General features: G+C 54.7%; 22 protein-coding genes. 12 read left to right on the forward strand and 10 right to left on the reverse strand.

All coding sequences use genetic code 11. The features are described from left to right. The first annotated feature begins 4 nt into the window (after positions 1-4). Together HGO37_RS05140 and HGO37_RS05145 are read left to right on the forward strand one after the other, a co-directional pair. Entirely contained in the window at positions 5-361 is a 357-nt protein-coding gene (locus HGO37_RS05140; protein WP_250982440.1) for a DoxX family protein, read from the forward strand. Positions 362-811: 450 nt separating this feature from the next. After that, positions 812-1,213 (forward strand): hypothetical protein, encoded by a 402-nt coding sequence (locus HGO37_RS05145; RefSeq protein WP_250982441.1) that lies wholly within the window; start codon positions 812-814, stop codon positions 1,211-1,213. Between the two features lie 42 nt (positions 1,214-1,255). Here the strand turns inward: HGO37_RS05145 and HGO37_RS05150 are convergent, their stop codons facing one another. Then, positions 1,256-1,885: a hypothetical protein gene (locus HGO37_RS05150; protein ID WP_250982442.1), complete on the reverse strand. Its 630-nt coding sequence runs from the start codon at positions 1,883-1,885 to the stop codon at positions 1,256-1,258. Positions 1,886-2,155: 270 nt separating this feature from the next. On the opposite strand from HGO37_RS05150, the gene HGO37_RS05155 reads away from it, so the two are divergent. Then, complete coding sequence (locus HGO37_RS05155) at positions 2,156-2,536, forward strand: PAS domain-containing protein (RefSeq protein ID WP_250982443.1); 381 nt, start codon at positions 2,156-2,158, stop codon at positions 2,534-2,536. Positions 2,537-2,613: 77 nt separating this feature from the next. On the opposite strand, the gene HGO37_RS05160 is transcribed toward HGO37_RS05155, so the two are convergent. From HGO37_RS05160 to HGO37_RS05185, 6 genes are all read right to left on the reverse strand, one after another. Next, positions 2,614-2,805 (reverse strand): hypothetical protein, encoded by a 192-nt coding sequence (locus tag HGO37_RS05160; RefSeq protein ID WP_250982444.1) that lies wholly within the window; start codon positions 2,803-2,805, stop codon positions 2,614-2,616. A gap of 515 nt (positions 2,806-3,320) precedes the next feature. Continuing rightward, positions 3,321-3,761, reverse strand: coding sequence for a hypothetical protein (locus HGO37_RS05165; protein WP_250982445.1), 441 nt, complete (start codon positions 3,759-3,761; stop codon positions 3,321-3,323). Positions 3,762-3,897: 136 nt separating this feature from the next. Further along, positions 3,898-4,998 carry an acyltransferase family protein gene (locus HGO37_RS05170; RefSeq protein ID WP_250982446.1) on the reverse strand — a complete coding sequence of 367 codons (1,101 nt, stop codon included), beginning with the start codon at positions 4,996-4,998 and terminating at the stop codon, positions 3,898-3,900. Then, the gene (locus tag HGO37_RS05175; protein ID WP_250982447.1) at positions 4,985-6,031 is read right to left on the reverse strand and encodes an SGNH/GDSL hydrolase family protein; all 1,047 of its coding nucleotides are present in this window, start codon (positions 6,029-6,031) and stop codon (positions 4,985-4,987) included. The genes HGO37_RS05170 and HGO37_RS05175 overlap by 14 nt, the downstream gene beginning before the upstream one ends. 413 nt (positions 6,032-6,444) lie before the next feature. Beyond that, complete coding sequence (locus HGO37_RS05180; RefSeq protein ID WP_250982448.1) at positions 6,445-7,110, reverse strand: outer membrane protein; 666 nt, start codon at positions 7,108-7,110, stop codon at positions 6,445-6,447. A gap of 275 nt (positions 7,111-7,385) precedes the next feature. Beyond that, the gene (locus HGO37_RS05185) at positions 7,386-7,775 is read right to left on the reverse strand and encodes a hypothetical protein (RefSeq protein WP_250982449.1); all 390 of its coding nucleotides are present in this window, start codon (positions 7,773-7,775) and stop codon (positions 7,386-7,388) included. Positions 7,776-8,012: 237 nt separating this feature from the next. On the opposite strand from HGO37_RS05185, the gene HGO37_RS05190 reads away from it, so the two are divergent. Together HGO37_RS05190 and HGO37_RS05195 are read left to right on the forward strand one after the other, a co-directional pair. Continuing rightward, positions 8,013-8,204, forward strand: a complete 192-nt coding sequence (locus tag HGO37_RS05190) for a hypothetical protein (RefSeq protein ID WP_250982450.1) — start codon at positions 8,013-8,015, stop codon at positions 8,202-8,204. 78 nt (positions 8,205-8,282) lie between these two features. After that, positions 8,283-8,660, forward strand: coding sequence for a hypothetical protein (locus HGO37_RS05195; RefSeq protein WP_250982451.1), 378 nt, complete (start codon positions 8,283-8,285; stop codon positions 8,658-8,660). A 204-nt stretch (positions 8,661-8,864) separates the two neighbouring features. On the opposite strand, the gene HGO37_RS05200 is transcribed toward HGO37_RS05195, so the two are convergent. Continuing rightward, complete coding sequence (locus HGO37_RS05200; RefSeq protein WP_250982452.1) at positions 8,865-9,248, reverse strand: VOC family protein; 384 nt, start codon at positions 9,246-9,248, stop codon at positions 8,865-8,867. A gap of 1,010 nt (positions 9,249-10,258) precedes the next feature. Here HGO37_RS05200 and HGO37_RS05205 point away from each other — a divergent pair. Beyond that, complete coding sequence (locus HGO37_RS05205; protein WP_250982453.1) at positions 10,259-10,651, forward strand: glyoxalase superfamily protein; 393 nt, start codon at positions 10,259-10,261, stop codon at positions 10,649-10,651. A gap of 159 nt (positions 10,652-10,810) precedes the next feature. Beyond that, positions 10,811-11,926, forward strand: coding sequence for a metallophosphoesterase (locus HGO37_RS05210; RefSeq protein ID WP_502941399.1), 1,116 nt, complete (start codon positions 10,811-10,813; stop codon positions 11,924-11,926). A 54-nt stretch (positions 11,927-11,980) separates the two neighbouring features. On the opposite strand, the gene HGO37_RS05215 is transcribed toward HGO37_RS05210, so the two are convergent. Beyond that, on the reverse strand, positions 11,981-12,901 hold the full coding sequence (locus HGO37_RS05215; RefSeq protein ID WP_250982454.1) for a LysR family transcriptional regulator: 921 nt from the start codon (positions 12,899-12,901) through the stop codon (positions 11,981-11,983). A 156-nt stretch (positions 12,902-13,057) separates the two neighbouring features. Between HGO37_RS05215 and HGO37_RS05220 the strand changes: the two genes are divergently transcribed. The 4 genes from HGO37_RS05220 (at position 13,058) to HGO37_RS05235 (ending at position 16,537) form a co-directional block, all read left to right on the forward strand. Next, a complete protein-coding gene (locus HGO37_RS05220; RefSeq protein ID WP_250982455.1) occupies positions 13,058-14,224 on the forward strand; it encodes an MFS transporter in 1,167 nt (388 codons plus the stop codon). 101 nt (positions 14,225-14,325) lie between these two features. Further along, positions 14,326-14,865 carry a DUF4269 domain-containing protein gene (locus HGO37_RS05225; RefSeq protein WP_250982456.1) on the forward strand — a complete coding sequence of 180 codons (540 nt, stop codon included), beginning with the start codon at positions 14,326-14,328 and terminating at the stop codon, positions 14,863-14,865. A gap of 305 nt (positions 14,866-15,170) precedes the next feature. Further along, complete coding sequence (locus tag HGO37_RS05230; protein WP_250982457.1) at positions 15,171-15,950, forward strand: flagellin; 780 nt, start codon at positions 15,171-15,173, stop codon at positions 15,948-15,950. Between the two features lie 173 nt (positions 15,951-16,123). Next, positions 16,124-16,537 (forward strand): DUF1801 domain-containing protein, encoded by a 414-nt coding sequence (locus HGO37_RS05235; protein ID WP_250982458.1) that lies wholly within the window; start codon positions 16,124-16,126, stop codon positions 16,535-16,537. A gap of 203 nt (positions 16,538-16,740) precedes the next feature. Here the strand turns inward: HGO37_RS05235 and HGO37_RS05240 are convergent, their stop codons facing one another. Continuing rightward, positions 16,741-17,103 (reverse strand): endonuclease domain-containing protein, encoded by a 363-nt coding sequence (locus HGO37_RS05240; protein ID WP_250982459.1) that lies wholly within the window; start codon positions 17,101-17,103, stop codon positions 16,741-16,743. Between the two features lie 417 nt (positions 17,104-17,520). Between HGO37_RS05240 and pdxR the strand changes: the two genes are divergently transcribed. Next, positions 17,521-18,963, forward strand: a complete 1,443-nt coding sequence (pdxR, locus tag HGO37_RS05245) for a MocR-like pyridoxine biosynthesis transcription factor PdxR (protein ID WP_250983211.1) — start codon at positions 17,521-17,523, stop codon at positions 18,961-18,963. The last annotated feature ends 117 nt before the right edge of the window (positions 18,964-19,080 follow it).

The following is a 19,080-nucleotide window of genomic DNA, read 5'->3' on the forward strand; positions in this document are numbered from 1 at the left end:
CACCATGCGCAGACCAACCCGCCTCACCCTGTTTCGCTGGCTGCTGGCCGCATTTTTTGCCTTTGGGGCCATGGGCAACCTGTTCCCGACAGAGGGTATCATGGCCGATTACCAGCGTTGGGGGTTTCCAGACTGGTTCCATTACGTGACTGGCACGCTGGAACTGACGGCAAGTGCGCTGATGTTTTCCCGTTACCGGCTGTTCGGCGCGCTGGCCGGTGCGGCACTTATGGTAGCAGCCGCGACGACTGTGCTGATCAATGGCGAGTTTCTGCATGCGCTGATACCGGCAACGGTGCTGGCACTGTGCCTGTTGCTGGCCGTGCTGCTGCGCAGGCAAACGGCGCGCGTAACAGCGTGATGAGCGCTAGTGTGGTGGCCACAGCGCCACTTCACCACAGTATACCCTGGCATCAGTTTAGAAACGTTGCTGTATCCATCCTGTAAATGACAGCAACGCGGTCGATATTCATAACAACCACAAGTAATAAAAATATACTGCAAATATTTTCAACTATTGGCTGATGTTGTGGTCAAAAAAAACCTCGACCAGATGAATGGCCGAGGTTTCAAGCCTGCTGAAATGCTACCCCTCAAAACATCTCACAATATATAAAACAACTTTACCAGATAGTTTATGACAAAGACAATAGCTATTTCTTGGTATAATTAACGCGAATTCTAAACAAAATGGAACTTTCATACAATACATCGATATTACCCTTTCTCGTTAACCCAAAATTGAAAGCCAGTTTGACGAGGTGATTGCAAATCTCTAGGCACATACACTCGGTATAGTAGTGAGTGGTGTATGTGTGACTTTGCTGAGCGTTTAACAGCAGCATTTAATCAGGGAAAGACTATTCCCCGTGAGTATGAACCTGCAGAAGCGGCCAGCAAGCGCGCCAACTGCCATGAGGCCGCAGCAGATTATGTGCGCCGGAACGGTGGCACGGTTATCCGTGGATGGGTGCCGAAGGGCGCGGGTTATTACACCAAACATTGCATCGTAGAGCACAATGACCGGATGATTGAGGTGGCACGGCCGGAGCAAGCCGCCTTTCCCTTTGTGCGCCACGATCTGTTTCCCGACGACTGGAATGAGCAAGGCATTTTCGTGACGGACTTTACAGCCTGGTCCAAGGGCGCGCATGAGCAACCGAGGGCCGAGAAACCCCGCAAGTTCGGTCTGTTACGTATGCTGATCGGGTAACCGCCGCCCATCTTAACGGTGTGACGTGCTCCACCTCACGCCTTATTGCGTCCACGGTTTGCATTGCCCCTGCAGGTTTTCGCAGGCCAGCACATTGTTGATGGTTCTGGCACCGGTTTCGCCCGGACGCAGATGGATGGCCTGGCGGGACGGATGCCGCCTGCCCTGACTATCAACCCCGGTCATTTCCAGCTGGCACTGCGCGGCAACGCTGCAATTGTTTTCAGCGCGAATACCACAGGACGGATTACCAAAGCTGTCACGTTGCTGCACCTTTGAAAAAGCAACACATTGGCCAACCTGTGCGGTGGCCTGTGAGGAACCTTGTCCCGCATTGGCTTTGGCAGCGACCTGTCTTTTATGTTCAGCATCAACCGCATCGGAACAACTATCTATTAGACCGGAGCCTGCATTGATCAGGCCCTTGCAGTATGCAGCATCACCGTAACGAGGTCCGCCCGGACCGCAGAGGCGATAGAGGTTATCTTTATCTGCCTTGTATCGTCTGCACTCCGGAGTGGACTGCGCGTAAGGATGGTTGAAAAGGATGTCTTGAAGCTGGTCGAAGCTCATGCCGCCTTCAGGCCATATCTGCGCGACTGATATGTTGGGCGTGGTGACAACAGTTAAAAACGCGATTGCGCACAGGCGGGCCAACAGGCTGAACATCATCTCTCCATCATTTCCAGGGAACTCAAGGGGTCACCAAGCCAGTTTTTACGCCACCTGGGCCTGATGTAATCACCCAGATTGGGTAACGGGGCGGTTTAATTTCGCCAGAAGGGCAAAGCCGTACGGCAAACGCCCTGCGCCTGGTTTTGTTTGGCGCGGAGGTAAAGCTGTTTAAAACCCCACCTTGAATTACATTATTCCACACTCATAAAGCGAAGAACAATGTAAGAGTTAAATTCCTGATTCCATGACAAATGTTCCGGGGGTTGTGTGGGAGAGAGTGAAGGCGTCGAAGGTGGGGTCGGTTACTTCATGTGGAGTATCACCGAAAACAGGCTCATCATGGATGAGGTAACATCTGGGTATCATGGGTTTTCAGCCGAAGTGGGTGCGCAGGGCGTAACAATCGAGGATATTCTCGAACGCATCGACATTGAAATGCGAGACCGGGTCGCCAGTGCCATCATCGACAGCATCACCGAAAAGGCGCTGTTTGACCAGCGTTACAAGGTCATCCGCCCCGACGGAACGACCCGCATCATCGCCGCCCGCGCACGGCCGATCTTCGATGCGGATGACGCGCCTTTTCTGGGCTTGGGTGCCGTACATGAGGTCACCTTCAAGCGGCCAAGGTTGTTGGGCGGGACCTAAAAGCGCAGACACAACACCACAGCATTGACGGCGAGAACAGCAAACGGCTGGTTGGTCAACTGCAACGCTGTGGCCGGTCATTGCCATAACAGACCCCTCGCCTCGAAAACATCGGTCAACTGGCCGAGAATATCAGCCTCACTGCGATGACCGAAACGCGCGTGCAAGGTCACAGCCACGGCCCGTATATCCACAAAGTGCAGCCGGTTTGCATCCGCCTTGTCGGCGTGCTTGTGGATGGCGTCCATCAACCGTCGGTCATCACACATCCTGTTTTTCCCACGACTGTCCATTCCAACGAGGCATGCGCCAAGGACAAAAGCCTGCGCCACCATCGGTCATCGAAGTGACCGGGATCATCGAGATGATCTGGCGACGCCGGGTTGCCCGCCATTAGTGGCCACCGTAAAGCGTTTGTGGATGCCTTTCGCCAGAGCGAAATCGTGACAGGACAAGCAAGCGGCGAGACTTGATATCGAGGAACCGTGCACGCTTTTGCGCTGCGTCCGCTGTTTTACTGTCTATGTCGAGAATGGAAGTGCACGAGGTTTTCACGTTGCGCGCTCCTGTTCAGCAGGCAAGAGCACGTAACAACCCTCAGTCATCAGCGCCTACATTTTCGGTTGCTGACGATGTGGCAGGGTAAGCGCCACCCGTGGGTATGTCCACTCACTGATTTCTTTATTTTCAGCAGCGCCTGCGCGGCCCACACACTGCGGCAATGAAAAGCAGAGCGCATGGACGCGGCTGGCCTTGCGAAACACCAACGTTCACGCTTTGCACGCTATTCGACGGTTAGCGTGTATGCGCAGTCATCTTTGGTGTTCAGAGCAGACCGGGTCGGGTAGAACGCCAACTTGACTGGCTCCCCCGCAATTCCGGCAATCGGCACAGTGATGGGAAACCTTGCAAACTTCCTGTAGCTGACCAGACGGGTGTTCTGCAGTTCAACGGCGCAGGTTCCGTTTTCTGCTTCAAGCTTGATTTTGAGCGCTCTCGAGGTTGTCGGCGTAATAATGAATGTGCTTGACTGCCCGTTGCTGGTTTCGCCCGAAACCGTCTCCACACCACCTTCAGAAATGCTGATTTCCCTATTGGCTTCGCGCGCCATAGCGGGCGAAAATTGCAAACAGACGATCGCCAGAATGAGGCTTTTGCGCATAAAACTCTCCAAAAAAGCCAACTGCACATAGATGATGTGCAATAGCCAGCCAATTTGGTTCACGTTTGCTTTAGCGCGTGCGACTGCTCCACCACTCTTTTATCGTCAAAACCTCTATCATTCGCACAAACACAAAAAAGCCCGGGACGTGCCCGGGCTTTTGTTTTTCACTTACAGTTTCGTGTCATTCGACCGGTAGCTAAACCAACGCGGAAGGAGTCTCGCTTTGGAGACTGGTACGGTTGGTGAATCCCTTAAATCGTCCAAGCAAGATGTCTTGTGCAGGTTTCTCGATCCATCGGAAAACATAGATTGAAACGATAACAGTTAGCGCAGTCGTTGCGGCCAGTACGAGTGTCAGCAGTTCGAAACTCAAATGTTTGCCGAGTAGTTTTACAGGGAACTGCAGGGTATATGGATGGATGAGGTAAAGTGAGTAAGACGCATCACCCAATAGAACAAAGAACATTAGCGTGTTGCTTTTTTCCACTCGGACCACAAGGAATGCAAGAACTATAGTCGCCGCGAAGATGGCGGACGTGATTACGCCTGGCCCAGCCCACTTAGTACTCAATGTGTGCAATACAGGTGCCGCGACGAGCAACAAAACCGCAACCACGTTCGAGCCGGCTTTGAGGCGCGAGGAACTCATGTAGGCGTTGTAAATGAGCATCCCTATGACAAACTCGACCAGTATCGGGTTTGTGTAGAACCGCCAGGGCGCGGAGCCTTCTGGCCAAATTCGTCCGATGAGCACGAGCGTCAGTATAATGCCGGAAGCAAACCATGATGCATTGCGGCCTGCCAGCAAGCAGATTCCAAAAACAAGATAGAAAAACATCTCATAGCAAAGTGTCCATCCAAGAAATAAGATCGGCTGAATCATGCCGTTTGATTTCTCATAAGGAATAAAAAGGAATGATTTTATGACAGACTCAGCATCTATGACGGTGGAATTGAGAAGGCCTTTCCAAAACAGGGCGATTACGATCAGCCCCAACGTCAGCAACCAGTAAAGCGGCACGACGCGTGCTATCCTACGACGGAAAAAGTAGATCGAGCCGCGGGCGGGATTGGCAGAGTAGCAAATGATAAATCCGCTCAGGACGAAGAAGATATCGACCCCGGCGGCACCTATACCAAAATAGTTGGTGCTGAGATTGTATTCTACCGTCAAGCCACTTCCGAAGTGGAAGAGCACGACAGCAAATGCCGCCACAAATCGTAAGACCTGTAATGAGTACAGTTGAGGCCGAGCCTGCGGCGGTGTTTGAAGTTCGTTCATATCAATTGGCCGCATCTCGTTTCCAGTTCAAATCGTGCTCTAATGTTTTGGTAAGTGTTGCAGCAAGACGTGCGTGCGTTTCCGCATTGGGATGCCAGTTGCAACCAAACCCTTTTGCTTTCGTGCGGAGGGCAAGAAACCTGATTTTACCGTCACCCCGTTGGTGTCGTAGCTTAACGGCGGCTTCAATTGCGGCGCTGGCTTCGCTAAACTGACTGTCGGTCAGCATCGGACCCAAGGCAGCGTAGATCATCGCATCAGGGCTTTGGTCGCGAATTACAGCCATGAACGCAGCATATGCGTTGACAAAATTGTCTGGTTTAGTCTTTTCCGAAAAATCATTCGTCCCCAAGTTGACGATAACGACATCAAAGACCCGTCCCTTGGGGACGGCCTGCTGGAATACAAACGGCATTGTCGTGACATCAGAAGGGAACTTTGGCGACACACGAATGCCAGATGTCGCTATGGTCGTAATGTCTGCGCCGACACTTCTGGCTACGACAGCTGGGTAGGTCAGATATTGGTTTTGAGTATCCGCCGAAAACTTGCAGGATTGATCGCTGCCTTCAATACCGTATCCGGCTGAGATCGAGTCTCCGATGGCGAGTATCTGCCTGTTTCTTTTTTTTCCCGGGAGGAGCGTACCTTCCGTTTTGATTGATGACAGTGTGGTCGGACCAAACATTTTTTCGGTTCTACGGATAAGCCTCAACGTATGCTGCTGCCCGCCACCATCCGCGACAAATTGGTAGGTCTTCTTGCCGCGCGCAAGCTGCAACTTGCTCAATTTTCCATCATTCTCAACTACGAGGCTGTTCTTTCCCGAATCCTCAAGAGTGACTGACACAGCCTTTCCAGTGAATATGATTTCAAAGCCACTTCCAGGCCATTCTAATGATTGGGTCTTCTCATTTACCAACCCTAACCAGAGAGAAGGTGTGTCATTGGCAAAGGCAGATAGATTCGGCGAAACTGCAGAAACAAACGCAGCCATCGGCGCAATATAAAGAAACCTCCCCAGAAATCGGATCACTTTACTTTTCATTGCTGGCTTCTTTCGAAAATATTCCTGTGATCGCCTACCCTGCGCGAGACGCGGGGGTAGCAAGAAATAGTTTTATTGAAATTTCAAATCGTTATAAACTTTTGGAGTATTACCAATCGATGTATATGTCCGACACAACACAAGAGTGAAATTGTCTTTATTGGAATCGGATACACTTCCAGCGTGAAGACTACAAGTATCCACAATCGTTATTGACAAATATGGCGACATTTATACAAGCAAAACTTATTCAGCTTTGCGACATAATTATGGGGACGTGGTAATCGGCGGAGGAGCTGGAATATTCCGCGTCTCTAAACCCACCGCTCTATTGTCGTGGAGATCTCTGTTATCCGCACAAACAAAAAAAGCCCGGGACGTGCCCGGGCTTTTTGTTATTCCGTGTGGCGTTATCAGAACTTGACACCAAGGCCGATGCGGATGGCGTGCTGGTCAAGGTCGGAATTGATGACCGGGCCACCGACGCCGGTGAAATCGAAGTTCTTGTCGCCAAAGTTGGTATAGCGATATTCAATGCGGCCGAAGACCATGTCGGTGAAGGCGTAATCCATGCCCGCGCCGACGGTGAAGCCATTGAAGGTCTCTTTCTGACCGACGCCAGCGACTGGTACGTCAAGGAAGCCACGGCCGACGGCCCAGCCAGCTGTACCGTAGAGCAGCGCACGGTCAAAGGCGTAACCGACACGACCACGAACAGAGCCCTGCCAGTCAAGGCCGTAATTGAAGGCAGTGATGCCACCAATGGCCAAGGAGTCATCGCCCCAGTTCTTTTCGAGATCACCTTCGATACCGATGACCCAGTTATTGTCGAGCTGATGGTTGTAACCGACAAAACCGCCGAGGATGCCGCCGTCAAAATCAGCAGAAAAACCGCCGCCAAAATCAACGTCGTTGTTGTTCCAGGCGTAACCGCCCTGCACACCGGCGGTGAAGCCGGTCCAGTTGAATAGAGGTGTCTCTACGGCCACCGGTGCTGCAGGTACTTCGTAAACAGCGTCTGCAGCCATGGCGGAGGACGCTGCCAGAATGAATGCTGCGCTCAGTGCTAGTTTCTTCATGATACTAAACCCTCTCCAAAATTTCATGAGGTCATATTACACCGATCCGAAATATAAGATGTAACTAAATTACCACACTGCCACGCATTGCTTCAATACGAGGCATCTGCGGAAATTACGCTTAAAAAAGTGTCACCAAATACGCTGCGCACGGGATGCGATGCCTATGGCTATCGGTCGCGGCCCAGGAAATTGCCAACACCACCACCCCGGTTTGCATGCCGGGGTGGTGGGTGTCGGTAATGGGTTGACGGTCGCTGGCTGTTTGCTGGCGGTTAGTGCTTGCGCAGCAACGCGCTGTTTTGGGCCGGTTTGCCATTGTTGCCAATGCCGGCGGCGCTGATCTTGGCCTTGCCTTCGCCCTGCATCGTCATGGTGCCTTTCCAGCCATTGTTGTCATCCAGCTTGACGGTGTTTCCGGATACGGAACCGGTGACCTTGGGACGTGGGAAACCGTTATTGGTCCAGAATGTGACCTTGCCGTTGGAGATCTTCACGGTGGTTTTTCTGCCGCCGCCGCTGCTGGTGCCGCTCCATGTGCCATCCCAGGCGTTGGCCTTGGCGGTTTTGGCCTGTGTTGCCTTGGCTTGCGCAAAGGCCGGCGTGGTGGACATCAGTGCAAGCGATGCCACTGACAGAACAAGTGTGGTGATGAATTTACGCATAGGAAGCCCCCTTTTCATGCGAGGCCAACGCTAACAGATGGGGGGCGCGGCCAAATCCCCCTTATGGGTGAGCCGGCGCTGGTTGGCGGCCAGAAAATAGAAAATTTCGGTGTGTTTGGAGGCCCACACCACTGCGTGGCAGCTAACCAGGGCGTTTTATTTACCGAAAACACCGGGAACAATAAGCCGCCTCGACAGGTTCACGGCACAGATGACCAGCAACAGGCAGGAAATGTTATGAATACCGACCTTATGGCGATGTCCGCCCCGATCAAATTTGACGACGTGGATTATCTGACTGATCTGATGCTGCAATGGAGCCAGAAGCACGGGCGATCAATGGATGACCTTATGGGCCAACGCCACACAATCCTGTCTCGGTTCCGGGCTGGAGAGCGGCGGGCGGAGCGGCTTTTCTCTGACATGTGATGATGACAGGTGCTTAAGCGCGAATTTACTGGCTATTGGCGGTGATATCTGCGCAGTGTGGATTTTCTGGAGAACTCCATGCGTCGAATCATCCTGTTTGCGGCCCTTTCCCTGCATACTCTGACTGCCGACGCACGAGAGGCTGCAACGGAAGTTGTGGTTAGCGGCGGCGCAGCACAAATCTTCAAAAGCACCGTCACTGGCAGTGATGCCAAATCCTTTCTCATCACGTCGGATGCCGCCAGAGCCGTGACGCTGAAATTTGCTGCCAATAACAGTATTTGCGGCGTTGAAGTACAGACCACCGGCCAGCACGACTACGCAAAATATGGGCAGTTTCCGATAACAGTGCCGTTAGCCACCATGATCAACAATTCCTATAAGGTATCGTTTTTCCTGACGCGATCCGCCTGGATCGGCAAACAGCAATGCGAGTTTACCCTGTCTGTTCAGTAAGCGCCCCGCTCTTTGCGCCCTGCCCTTTGCGATTAAGCGCGATGGGAAGACAGGCGAGCCATGGCAAGGCCTGATTTGAAAAACGGTATTCGTGAGCAGAATTTGCAGTATTAAAAAAGTGCCGGCGGCAGCCGGGACTGCCGCCAGCATTCGCCAAGGAAATTGCAACGTTTCCGGAGGTGGCGAAGGTAAAAGTTGCGGCCGTTATTCGGTAATTTCCACCGGCGTGCCATCCGGCGTCATGATCACGGCCTCGTAAAATCCATCGCCGGTCAAACGCGGACCGGACATCAGGCAGCCATCTTCCACGCAGCGGCGGGCCAGTGCATCAACGGCGGTGCGGTTGCCAAGCGAAATGGCAATGTGGTCCCAGCCAAGATGATCATGGTCCAGACGGCCACGCAGCCAGGGGCCAGTCATCAGCTCAATCTGGTCGCCACTGTCAGGCAGTTTCAGAAAACGCGACACAAACCCTTCGCGGCGCTTGCTGTGATAGGCATCACCCACCTCTGCACCAAAATAGCGTTGCCAGAAGGCAGCGGCGGCATCGAGGTCACGGGTCCAGAGTGCGGTATGGGCAATACGCATGATGAGACTTCAGCCTTTCAAAGCAAGGAACTGCACCCGCATTGCTGCGGGATGACACGATGAATCGTTCACAAACGTGAAATAACATGCGAAATTATGCACATCAATGCACGATGTTTTACCAATCGTGCATGAGTGTGAAGGTGTCTTTGTGTGGTGACAGATGAAAATGCAATTGAGTTCGCGCGGCAGGTCTGGTCACTCGACGCGCAGCAGCAAGCGCCGACTGCAACTGCAAGTGCAAGTGCGGGAAAACCGGCGCAATCTTATATGGCAAGTCTGTTCCGTCTGCTGAAATAACGCCCTGCCCCTGGTCTTTATCAGGTTCCATAAGGGCGACTGCGTCAGGGCAAAGCCTGTTGCCGCTTCACTCGATAGGCTTCAATCCATTCCTGCAGCTTTTTCTCTCTGGCCTCGGCCGGGCGGAAATTTCCGCACTTCATCTCTAGGGCGATAGAGTACAGTGTGAAACACCACGGGCTTACCGCCAGAAGCCATGCCAAGGCAGGTAAACTCATAACGGCCACAACAACCCCTTCGCTGACCCCGCCATTGATCAAAAGGCGCATAATGAGAACAAATGGGACGCCGGCTAGCATGTACCAGAGCATCATAACGAACATAAGCGGAGCAGGTCTGAGCTGCTTTGGCCAGTCCCGACTGCTGCGAAGTGCCCAGAGTTCACTTCTATGCCGGTAATAATTGACGGTTCGCCAAAGCCTACCAAACATCCAGTGCGCGCCTCATGACAGGTAATTCCGAGCGTTCTACCTGCCACCAAACAACTGATCTGCATAGCCTGCTCGACTGCGAATTTTCACGTCAGGTCACAGGTCAAGCACAGCAAAAGCGCGGCCACCACGACCAAAACACGTAAGGCCAGAACATTTAGAGTTTTACGGGGGTACAGGGCCAGTATGGATCATGCTCTTGTTTCCAGCGAAGGTCATCTCGCATTCATCTTCAGATGAGCTATGCTGACCGCAAGCGAATGACACGGGGAAATGTTGATGCCTGAAAACTTGTTCAAACCCGCTGTGCCGATCCTGTTCGTGCGTGATGTCTCGGCAAGCAGCCGCTTCTACCGCGACAGGTTGGGTTTTGTGGTGGATTTTCTCTATGGCACACCACCATTTTACGGTTCGGTTTCACGCGGTCAGGCCTGCCTGCACCTGCGCCATGTTGGTGCACCAAACTTTGCGGCGCTGGCGGCAACAGAACCATCCCTGATCCTGGCGACGATTGAAGTCACTGACGTGCATGGCCTGTATGAAGAGTTTCAGGCTAAATCCGTCGACGTGGCGCAAATGCCGACCCGGCAGGAATGGGGCGGCACGGATCTGCATATCAGAGACCCCGATGGCAACGTCATTTCCTTTGTCACCTACACGCTACAACGGTGATCCAGCCACCCGTCTGATCGACAGCACGACACGTCAGTCATAAAAATTTGATGTGACCGGCAAGCCCAAACGCCCTATCCGGCTAACGAGCCAATTTGAGAATCCATAACCTGCTTCCACTCGGAAGTTTTTTTTCAGGATGATGTCCTTTTGTTCCAAGTGTTTGATCTGTTTAAACTGGCACTTTGCCTTTACGTTATTGTCAGAACCATCATGCCGCTGCCGACCTCGCGGTTGGTCAAGATCATCGTCGCCGTGACGCTGGTGGTTATTTCCCAGCATCACCTGATTACCCGCATCACCACCGGCAACATGTTTTCGCCCGAGGTGCCGCGTGCGGTGATGATATCAGTCAATATCGGCTTCGTGTTCATCGTGCTGGCGGCAATGATGCAGCTGCTTAGCGACATCATCTCCGTTCTGATTGCCCTCGTGAAGCGTCGGCAGGTACGTGTGTCACTGACGGCACGCGCCATCATCATTGCGCTGTCGCTGGGACTTTCCAGCTACGGCGTGTCGCAGGCGCTGCGCGTGCCTTCGCTGAAAGAAGTGACGCTGGAGATTAAGGGCCTGCCGCAGCAGTTTGACGGTTACCGCCTTGTGCAGCTGACCGACCTGCATTTGAGCCGGCTGTTTCAACGGGAATGGGCCGAGGCGACCGTGACCGCCGCCAATGCCATTGGGGCCGACCTTATTGTGATCACCGGCGATCTGATTGACGGCACGATCGAGGCGCGCAAAAACGATGTGCCGCCGCTGGGCAACCTGCGCGCGCCTGACGGTGTGTGGGTTATTCCCGGCAATCACGAATATTATTTTGGCCGTCCGGAATGGATGGCGCAGTTCAAGGCGCTGGGCATGCAGGTGCTGGAAAACCAGCACACGCTGATTGAGCGCGATGGGGCCAGCCTGACTTTGGCTGGCGTCACCGACCGCAGCGCCGTGCCATTTGGCCAGGAAGGGCCAGACCTGCAAAAGGCGCTGGCCGGTTCGCCACCTGACAATGTCGTCGTGCTGTTGGACCACCAGCCCCGCATGGCGCAGAATGCAGCCGATCTGGGTGTGGACGTGCAGCTGTCTGGCCACACGCATGGCGGCATGATCTGGGGTTTTGACCGCATCGTTGCCATGTTCAACAACGGCTTCGTCTCTGGCCGTTATCAGGTGGGTGACATGCAGCTTTACGTCAACAATGGCACGGCGCTGTGGATCGGTTTTGCGGTGCGGCTGGGTGTGCCATCGGAACTGACGGTCATCACGCTCAAATCCGTCTGACGCGATTTCGTTGATCTAAACTCAAAAAACGGCGTCTTCTCAGGCGCCGTTTTTTTATCTCGACGTCTGCGTGGCATCATCCAGAAAGGCGCGCAGCCTTGGGGTCATGAAATCCAGAAAGGCCCGCACGCGGTGTGGCAGGCGTTCGCCACCCATGAACAGCGCGTGCAGGTCTTCGGTGTCACCGTCCACCTCGTGTTGCAGAATTTCCACCAGCGCGCCGGAGCGCAGCTCATCCCGGATGTGATATTCACCGAGCTGTGCAATACCCATGCCCATGACAGTCATGCGCCGCACGGATTCCCCGTTATTGCCGAGCAGAATGGCGCCCGGCGAATAATCCCAGATGCGGCGGCTGGTGCGCGGTGCGGAAATCTGTTTCGAGCGGCGAAAATTAAAACCAAGGCAGCGGTGGTTTTTCAGGTCCTGCAGGTTTTGCGGCACGCCATGCTCTCTAAGATAGGCTGGCGATGCTACCACCCGGCGCTGCGCGGTGCCCAGCTTGGCAGAGGTGAGCGAGGAATCGCCGAGATTGCCGATGCGAAAGGCCACATCAGTACGGTCGAGATAGAGATCGACAATCTCGTCAGACAAGGACAGATCAACCACGATATTGGGGTACAGCGCCCAGAACTGCGGCAGCAGCGGCTCTACCGCCACGGTGGCAAACCCAACCGATGAGGTGACGCGCACCACGCCGCCACTGGCGGCCGCGCCGCGTGACACGTCGCGTTCAATATCATCCAGCTCTGCCAGCAGGCCCTGGCTGCGCTCATAATAACGCCTGCCCTCTGCCGTCAGCGACAGGCGGCGGGTGGACCGTTCCAGCAGGCGCACGCCCAGCCGTTCTTCCAAACGGCCAATCAGTTTGGATATATTGGACGGGGTGATGTTCAACTGGCGGGCGGCCTCGGAAAAATTCCCGGTTTCCACCACCCGCACAAATACATCCATCTCGCCAGCGCGGTTATCCATAGTCATGTCCATTTGTGAATATGGTTCATAGATGTGATGCCGCGAAACCGCGTTGTCAAGCGCGGTGTATCACCCTATTTTTCCTGTCATATTTGGCTTTCAAAAACGCTTCGCCTCCTCCCAAGTGGCGATAAATACCTTGATCGAGGAATGATGATGGAAAAGACCGGACCTAACTGGCCGTTGCTTGCCTTGGCCGTGGGCGCCTTTGGCATTGGCGTTACCGAATTTGCGCCCATGGGCATGTTGCCCGTTATTGCTGATGGTGTTGATGTGTCCATCCCGTCGGCCGGGCTGCTGGTCAGCGCCTATGCCGTGGGGGTCATGGTGGGTGCGCCCTTCATGACGCTGCTGTTTTCGCGTTTCGGCAAACGCACGGCATTGATTGCGCTGATGAGCATTTTCACCCTTGGCAATGTGCTGTCAGCCTTTGCGCCGGATTACTGGACATTGCTGATTGCGCGTGTGGTAACCAGCCTCAACCATGGTGCATTTTTTGGGCTTGGTGCCGTGGTTGCGGCAAGCCTTGTACGGCCGGAAAAACAGGCGACCGCAGTTGCCACCATGTTCATGGGCCTGACCATTGCCAATATTGGCGGTGTGCCCGTGGCCACCTGGATTGGCCAGCAGATTGGCTGGCGTGAGGCCTTTGGCGCAACTGCGCTGCTGGGCATTATCACCATGGGTGGTCTGGCGCTTGCGCTGCCGAAAAGCGCCGCTGGCAAGCGCCCTGACGTGCGCCGTGAACTGCAGGTGATGATGCGGCCTGACGTGCTGCTGCCGCTGTTCACCACCGTGCTCGGTGCCAGCGCCATGTTTGTGCTTTACACCTATGTCGCGCCAATCCTGCAAAACCAGACCGGCGCATCGGAAGGGTTCATTACCATTGCGCTGGTGCTGATTGGCGTTGGGTTCACCATTGGCAATTATGTCGGCGGTCGTGCCGCTGACTGGTCGCTGACCGGTGCCGCCTCGATGTTTCTGGCGCTGCTGTCGCTGATGATGTTCCTGTCGCCCCTGCTGCTGGGCACGCACATCGGCGCGGGCATTACGCTGGTCATCTGGGGCATGGCGGCCTTTGCCATTGTGCCACCGTTGCAGATGCGGGTGATGCAGGCGGCGTCTGAAGCACCGGGGCTGGCCTCCTCCATCAATATCGGTGCGTTTAACCTTGGCAATGCCATTGGTGCCGGCATTGGCGGCATGGTGATCAATGCCGGTGTTGATTACGCCTATGTGCCGGTGGCCGGTGGTGTGGCGGCCCTTGCCGCACTGGCGCTGGTGCAGATCAGCCGCCGCCTTCCCCAGGCGCAGGCCTGCTGATAAGACAGGTTGAGAAAAGACAAGACACCGCGCCGGACACTGTGTTGCACAGTCCGGCGCGGTATTTTTACATCAACAGGTCAACAATACTGGAACCCACCATGAACCGGCCGCACTACAGCCATGCCATTCAACGGTTGGGCATTCTGGAGGATCTTATCGCTTACGATCCGCATGTGGCTGGCACACCGCCGCTTGGTGTGAACACCGACACCAGCGACATTGATATATTGTGCTGCGCGCCTGACGCGGACGTGTTTCTTGACACTATAGTGTCTCTCTACAGCAACCACGCCGGGTTCAGTTGTTGGCAGTGGGTGTCCGGTGACCGGCCGTTGATTGCCAATTTTCACGCTGAAGGCTGGGAATTTGAAATCTATGCGAGCCCGCAGCCAGTAAAACAGCAGGCAGGATGGCGGCACTTTACCATTGAACAGCGGATGCTTGCTTTGGGCGGCGAGACTTTCAAAGCAAAGGTCATGTCACTGCGCAGTGAAGGCTATAAAACCGAACCGGCCTTCTGGGCTGCACTTGGTTTTGCTTCACATACCCATGGCAATGCCTATTCGGGCATGCTGGAACTGTGTAACGACACAGATGAAGTTCTTGTCGATAGGCTTAAACAAGCAGGATTTGTTTAAACGCGGCATATTTTCTTAAACGCCACACGCTGCGCAACTCTATTTTTGCGCCTTTTGTTGCGATTTGTATCGTTTTGCTACGGTCTAACAGGACAGACGTGTCATTTAGACTCGTTCTCCCGCATTTTTTGCGCTCAAAACTTAAGAAAAACGTCGTCGCTTAAAATTGTAGTGAATTACTACAACTCATTTCAACTGATGGTGGGCATATTGCCCTCAACAGCACGCGAATGACGAGCGTGGACTACCCGGCATGAAGCCACTTTCTAAACCCTATACTTCATCAATACTTTTAGAGAGCAGACATGCCTAGCATTACCGCAAACATTCCATCCCTGAACGCCCAGGCCAATCTTCAGCGCAGCAACGCCAGCATTGCCAACTCGCTGTCGCGCTTGTCTTCAAACCTGCGTGTCAACACATCGCAACAAGCCCCAGTCCTGCCGCCAAAGGCCGACAATTCCGCAGCAACTGCAGTGCAGGAAGCCGTTAGCAAGACGCAGACCGAGGAAGCCGTTAGCAAGACGCAGACCGAGGAAGCCAAGCTCGGCAACGCGAACGAGATTTTGAACAGAATGACCACGCTGGTTCAGACGGCTGCCGGCAACAACACATCCGCTACCGACCGCGATGCAATCAACAAGGAACTTTCCGACCTCAAGGGTGAGTTGAAGAACCTTTCTGGTAGCACCAGCAGCGACGCATTGTCCAAGTCCTATGACGGCGGAAATGGCGCCTCCTACGGCCTGGTGGGTGCCGCCGGTTCGCGTGACATCAGTATTTCTGCATCGACAACGGCCGACGACTATGCCGGCATGCTGACAGCGCTCGGCAACGCTCAGGACGGTGTTTCAGCAGCCCGCGCCAGCAACGGTGCCGCGCTTTCAGCAGCAACGCAAAACTACACAGACAGCGTGGCAAGTTCTGCCAAAAGCTCAGGCCTTGCTGTGCGTGACGTTGTGCCACTTGACCGCAGTGAACTGTTGGCGTTCGCCACTTCGGCTTCGGAAGCGATGTCTGCAGCCAGACTTTCGATGGGCAATTCCAGCATCGCCCTCATTCAGGCAGCACTTCTGCGCGGCTAACACCAGCGACAGATAAAACATGAGAATGCGTGAGCGACCCTCACGCATTTTTTTGCGTTTTTGGCTCATCATTGGCGTTCAGGTGTGGCAGACTTGCAGTGAGAGACTTGTGGCGGGAGACTGGCTGCGGCAAGCCACTTTCATGTCTGGCGACAGTCGCAAAGGATTGTGCAGTGAGCGACAAACCACCCGTGCTGCTTTCCGGCGGCAATCCGCAAATCGAAAAAGGTGACGGTGATGCACCGGTGCAGGCCTACATAAGTGCCATGCCCGGCTGGAAACAGGGCGTCGGGCAAAAGCTCGATGCGATCATTACGTCAGTGGTGCCCAATGTTGCCAAAAAGGTGCGCTGGAACTCCCCCTTTTATGGCATCGGCGACGGCACGTCCTTCCTGTCGTTTCATTGCATGACCCGCTATATCAAGGTGGCGTTTTTTAAGGGTACAGAGCTGACGCCTGTGCCTGACCATACCTCCAAACAGGCCAGCGTGCGTTATCTGCACATTGATGAGCCGGGCGTGTTTGACGAGGCGTTGTTTACCGATTGGGTGAAACAGGCGAGTGTCTTGCCGGGCGAGAAGATTTGAGGGTGATGTCAGGGTCGGGACCCCTCACCTGAAAAATCTATGACTTAGCAAGCTAAGACCATGATTTTTCTTCCTCTCCCACAAGGGGAGAGGTAGGGGCGCCAGTGGCACGGCACCCGCCTTATCTCTCCCCTTGTGGGAGAGAAAGCGATTTCAACATCTTAAGGCGCAGCCATAAGTGTTAGAAATCGCAAGTGAGGGGTCTATTTCACAAGCCCTGAAGCATGTGACAGAATGGAAAGACAAACAAAGTCGAGATTACGTTCTATCTCTTCATTCCAGAACCGCAGGGTCGTAAAACCTTGCTCACGGAAAAATGCATCACGCTGACGGTCTGCATCGCTTAGCGCGTGTTGAGAGCCATCCACCTCGACAATCAATCTGGCATCGAAGCAGACGAAATCGAGAATGCAGTTGTGCATCGGCACCTGCCGGCGGAACTTCAAGCCCTCCAGTTTGCCGCCACGAATGACCTGCCACAACATGTTTTCCGCTAGCGTCGAATCCTTGCGCATCGTCCTGGCGCGCAGGCGGTTTACGGGCGGTGGCTGGTGATGATGTGCCATGCGTCGGTCTCAGTTGTATCGGCGCAGGATGAAATCTTTCGTTGCGGAAATCAACATCGGCTAAGCTTGGAAAATTATGACTTGGCAGGCTTGGAAAGCACCAACCCCTCACCAAGAAAATCTACGACTTAGCTGAAGCTAAGACCGTGATTTTCTGTCCTCTCCCACAAGGTTAGAGGTAAGGGCGCCAGCGGCACGACCTCACCTCATCAGGAACGCTCAAGATGTGCCTCAAGGGCGCGGCACCCAGCTTATCTCTCCCCCTGTGGGAGAGAAAGCGATTTCAACATCTTAAGGTGCAGCCATAAGTGTTAGAAATCGCGAGTGAGGGGTGAATTCTACGCAAACATGCGCTTGACTTACCCCCACAACCACCGCCAACTGGCGTGAAGTATAATGACATCAATAGAGATAAAGGTGGGCCAGTTGGTGCAAGGGAACAACAAGGTGGGCACGGCGCGCGGCATTTATCTTGGCCTGCGCCAGCAGATTGCCAGCGGCGTTTATGCGCCAGGTGCCAGCCTGCCATCCAGCCGGGCACTGGCGGAAGAGCTGGGTGTTTCACGCACCACCGTGACCACCGCATTCGAGCAGCTGATATCGGAGGGCTATGTGCTGGTGCGCCAGGGTGCACGGCCGGTGGTCAACGACAACATGGCCGGCGATGATGGTGAGGTGCCCCACAAGGCCAGCACCGCGACACCAGGGCTTTCCGCCTATGCCGAGCGCACCATGACACTGCCGCAAAGCCACCTGCCCGCCCGGCCCGGCCTGCGCTACGACTTTCGTTACGGCGATGTTTCGCCTGACGATTTTCCCAAACTGGCATGGCGCAAGGCGCTGACATCGGCCGTTTTGACCCGCCGCGAACGACTGGGTTACGGCGACCCCGCCGGCAGCGAGGCGTTGCGGCAGGCCTTGCAGGGCTATCTGTGGCGGGCACGCGGCATAAATTGCGATTACAGGCAGATTGTTGTGGTCAATGGCTCGCAACAGGCGCTGGATCTGTGCGCGCGGGCGCTGGTAAACCCCGGCGACCGGGTTGTGGTGGAAGAGCCCTGTTACGCCATGGCGCGCAATGTGTTTACAACCATCGGCGCGGAGCCATTGCCGGTGGCCTGTGATGGTGACGGCATAGACACCACACGACTGCCGCAACCCGGCCAACACCGGGTGGCCTTTGTGACACCCAGCCACCAGTTTCCACTGGGCGGCGTGTTGTCTGCCGGGCGGCGGCGCGAACTTGTCGACTGGGCGGAAAGCGGCAACGCCTATATTCTCGAAGATGATTATGACGGCGAGTACCGTTATGACGTGCGGCCGATTGCGCCGCTGTATCTTTCTGGCCGTGGCCGGGTGATCTATATTGGCACCGTGTCCAAAACCCTGTCGCCCACCCTGCGGCTTGGTTACATGGTGCTGCCGCCGGGCCTTGTGGAACCGTTTACCCGCATAAAACAGCTGGTCGATCGACAAGCGCCGACCTTTGAGCAGGATGCGCTGGCGGCGCTGATTGAAAGCGGTGCCTATGAACGGCATGTGCGCAAGATGCGGCGGCTGAATGGCGAAAGGCGCCAGGCGTTTCTCGACGTCATGCACGAGGTGTTTGGCGCGCGGGTGGAGATTGTCGGCACCTCGGCCGGCTTGCATGTGGTGGTGTGGTTCAACGGCTTGAAAACCAGTGACGAGGCAAGGCTGGCCGAGGCCGCTTTGCTGGCCGGCATTGGCATCTATCCGGTGTCGCGGCTTTACAGCGCCGCCGCTGAGCGGCCGGCCGGATTTGTGTTCGGTTACGCCACCATGCCGGTGCAGAACATTCCACAGGGTGTGCGGCTGCTGGGCCGGGTGCTGGCAGTCTAGCTTTTAAAGACCGACAGCCAACTGGACTGGTATTTTTATCGAAAACTGGCGCTTCTGGTCTGCCAGCCATCTGTTTATTGCTGCTACAAAGCCTGCACCCAGATTTCGGAACGCATC

This window comes from Rhizobium sp. CG4 (assembly GCF_023701965.1).
Lineage (GTDB): Bacteria > Pseudomonadota > Alphaproteobacteria > Rhizobiales > Rhizobiaceae > Agrobacterium.

What these genes read in the sequence shown, in the direction of transcription:
- HGO37_RS05160 (WP_250982444.1), bottom strand. Translation starts at nt 2,805, where the DNA reads ATGTGTGATGACCGACGGTTGATGGACGCCATCCACAAGCACGCCGAC.
- HGO37_RS05195 (WP_250982451.1), top strand. Translation starts at nt 8,283, where the DNA reads ATGCGTCGAATCATCCTGTTTGCGGCCCTTTCCCTGCATACTCTGACT.
- HGO37_RS05170 (WP_250982446.1), bottom strand. Translation starts at nt 4,998, where the DNA reads ATGCGGCCAATTGATATGAACGAACTTCAAACACCGCCGCAGGCTCGG.
- HGO37_RS05215 (WP_250982454.1), bottom strand. Translation starts at nt 12,901, where the DNA reads ATGGATAACCGCGCTGGCGAGATGGATGTATTTGTGCGGGTGGTGGAA.
- HGO37_RS05175 (WP_250982447.1), bottom strand. Translation starts at nt 6,031, where the DNA reads ATGAAAAGTAAAGTGATCCGATTTCTGGGGAGGTTTCTTTATATTGCG.
- HGO37_RS05230 (WP_250982457.1), top strand. Translation starts at nt 15,171, where the DNA reads ATGCCTAGCATTACCGCAAACATTCCATCCCTGAACGCCCAGGCCAAT.
- HGO37_RS05225 (WP_250982456.1), top strand. Translation starts at nt 14,326, where the DNA reads ATGAACCGGCCGCACTACAGCCATGCCATTCAACGGTTGGGCATTCTG.
- HGO37_RS05190 (WP_250982450.1), top strand. Translation starts at nt 8,013, where the DNA reads ATGAATACCGACCTTATGGCGATGTCCGCCCCGATCAAATTTGACGAC.
- HGO37_RS05220 (WP_250982455.1), top strand. Translation starts at nt 13,058, where the DNA reads ATGGAAAAGACCGGACCTAACTGGCCGTTGCTTGCCTTGGCCGTGGGC.
- HGO37_RS05140 (WP_250982440.1), top strand. Translation starts at nt 5, where the DNA reads ATGCGCAGACCAACCCGCCTCACCCTGTTTCGCTGGCTGCTGGCCGCA.
- HGO37_RS05240 (WP_250982459.1), bottom strand. Translation starts at nt 17,103, where the DNA reads ATGGCACATCATCACCAGCCACCGCCCGTAAACCGCCTGCGCGCCAGG.
- HGO37_RS05205 (WP_250982453.1), top strand. Translation starts at nt 10,259, where the DNA reads ATGCCTGAAAACTTGTTCAAACCCGCTGTGCCGATCCTGTTCGTGCGT.
- HGO37_RS05145 (WP_250982441.1), top strand. Translation starts at nt 812, where the DNA reads ATGTGTGACTTTGCTGAGCGTTTAACAGCAGCATTTAATCAGGGAAAG.
- HGO37_RS05180 (WP_250982448.1), bottom strand. Translation starts at nt 7,110, where the DNA reads ATGAAGAAACTAGCACTGAGCGCAGCATTCATTCTGGCAGCGTCCTCC.
- HGO37_RS05185 (WP_250982449.1), bottom strand. Translation starts at nt 7,775, where the DNA reads ATGCGTAAATTCATCACCACACTTGTTCTGTCAGTGGCATCGCTTGCA.
- HGO37_RS05150 (WP_250982442.1), bottom strand. Translation starts at nt 1,885, where the DNA reads ATGATGTTCAGCCTGTTGGCCCGCCTGTGCGCAATCGCGTTTTTAACT.
- HGO37_RS05200 (WP_250982452.1), bottom strand. Translation starts at nt 9,248, where the DNA reads ATGCGTATTGCCCATACCGCACTCTGGACCCGTGACCTCGATGCCGCC.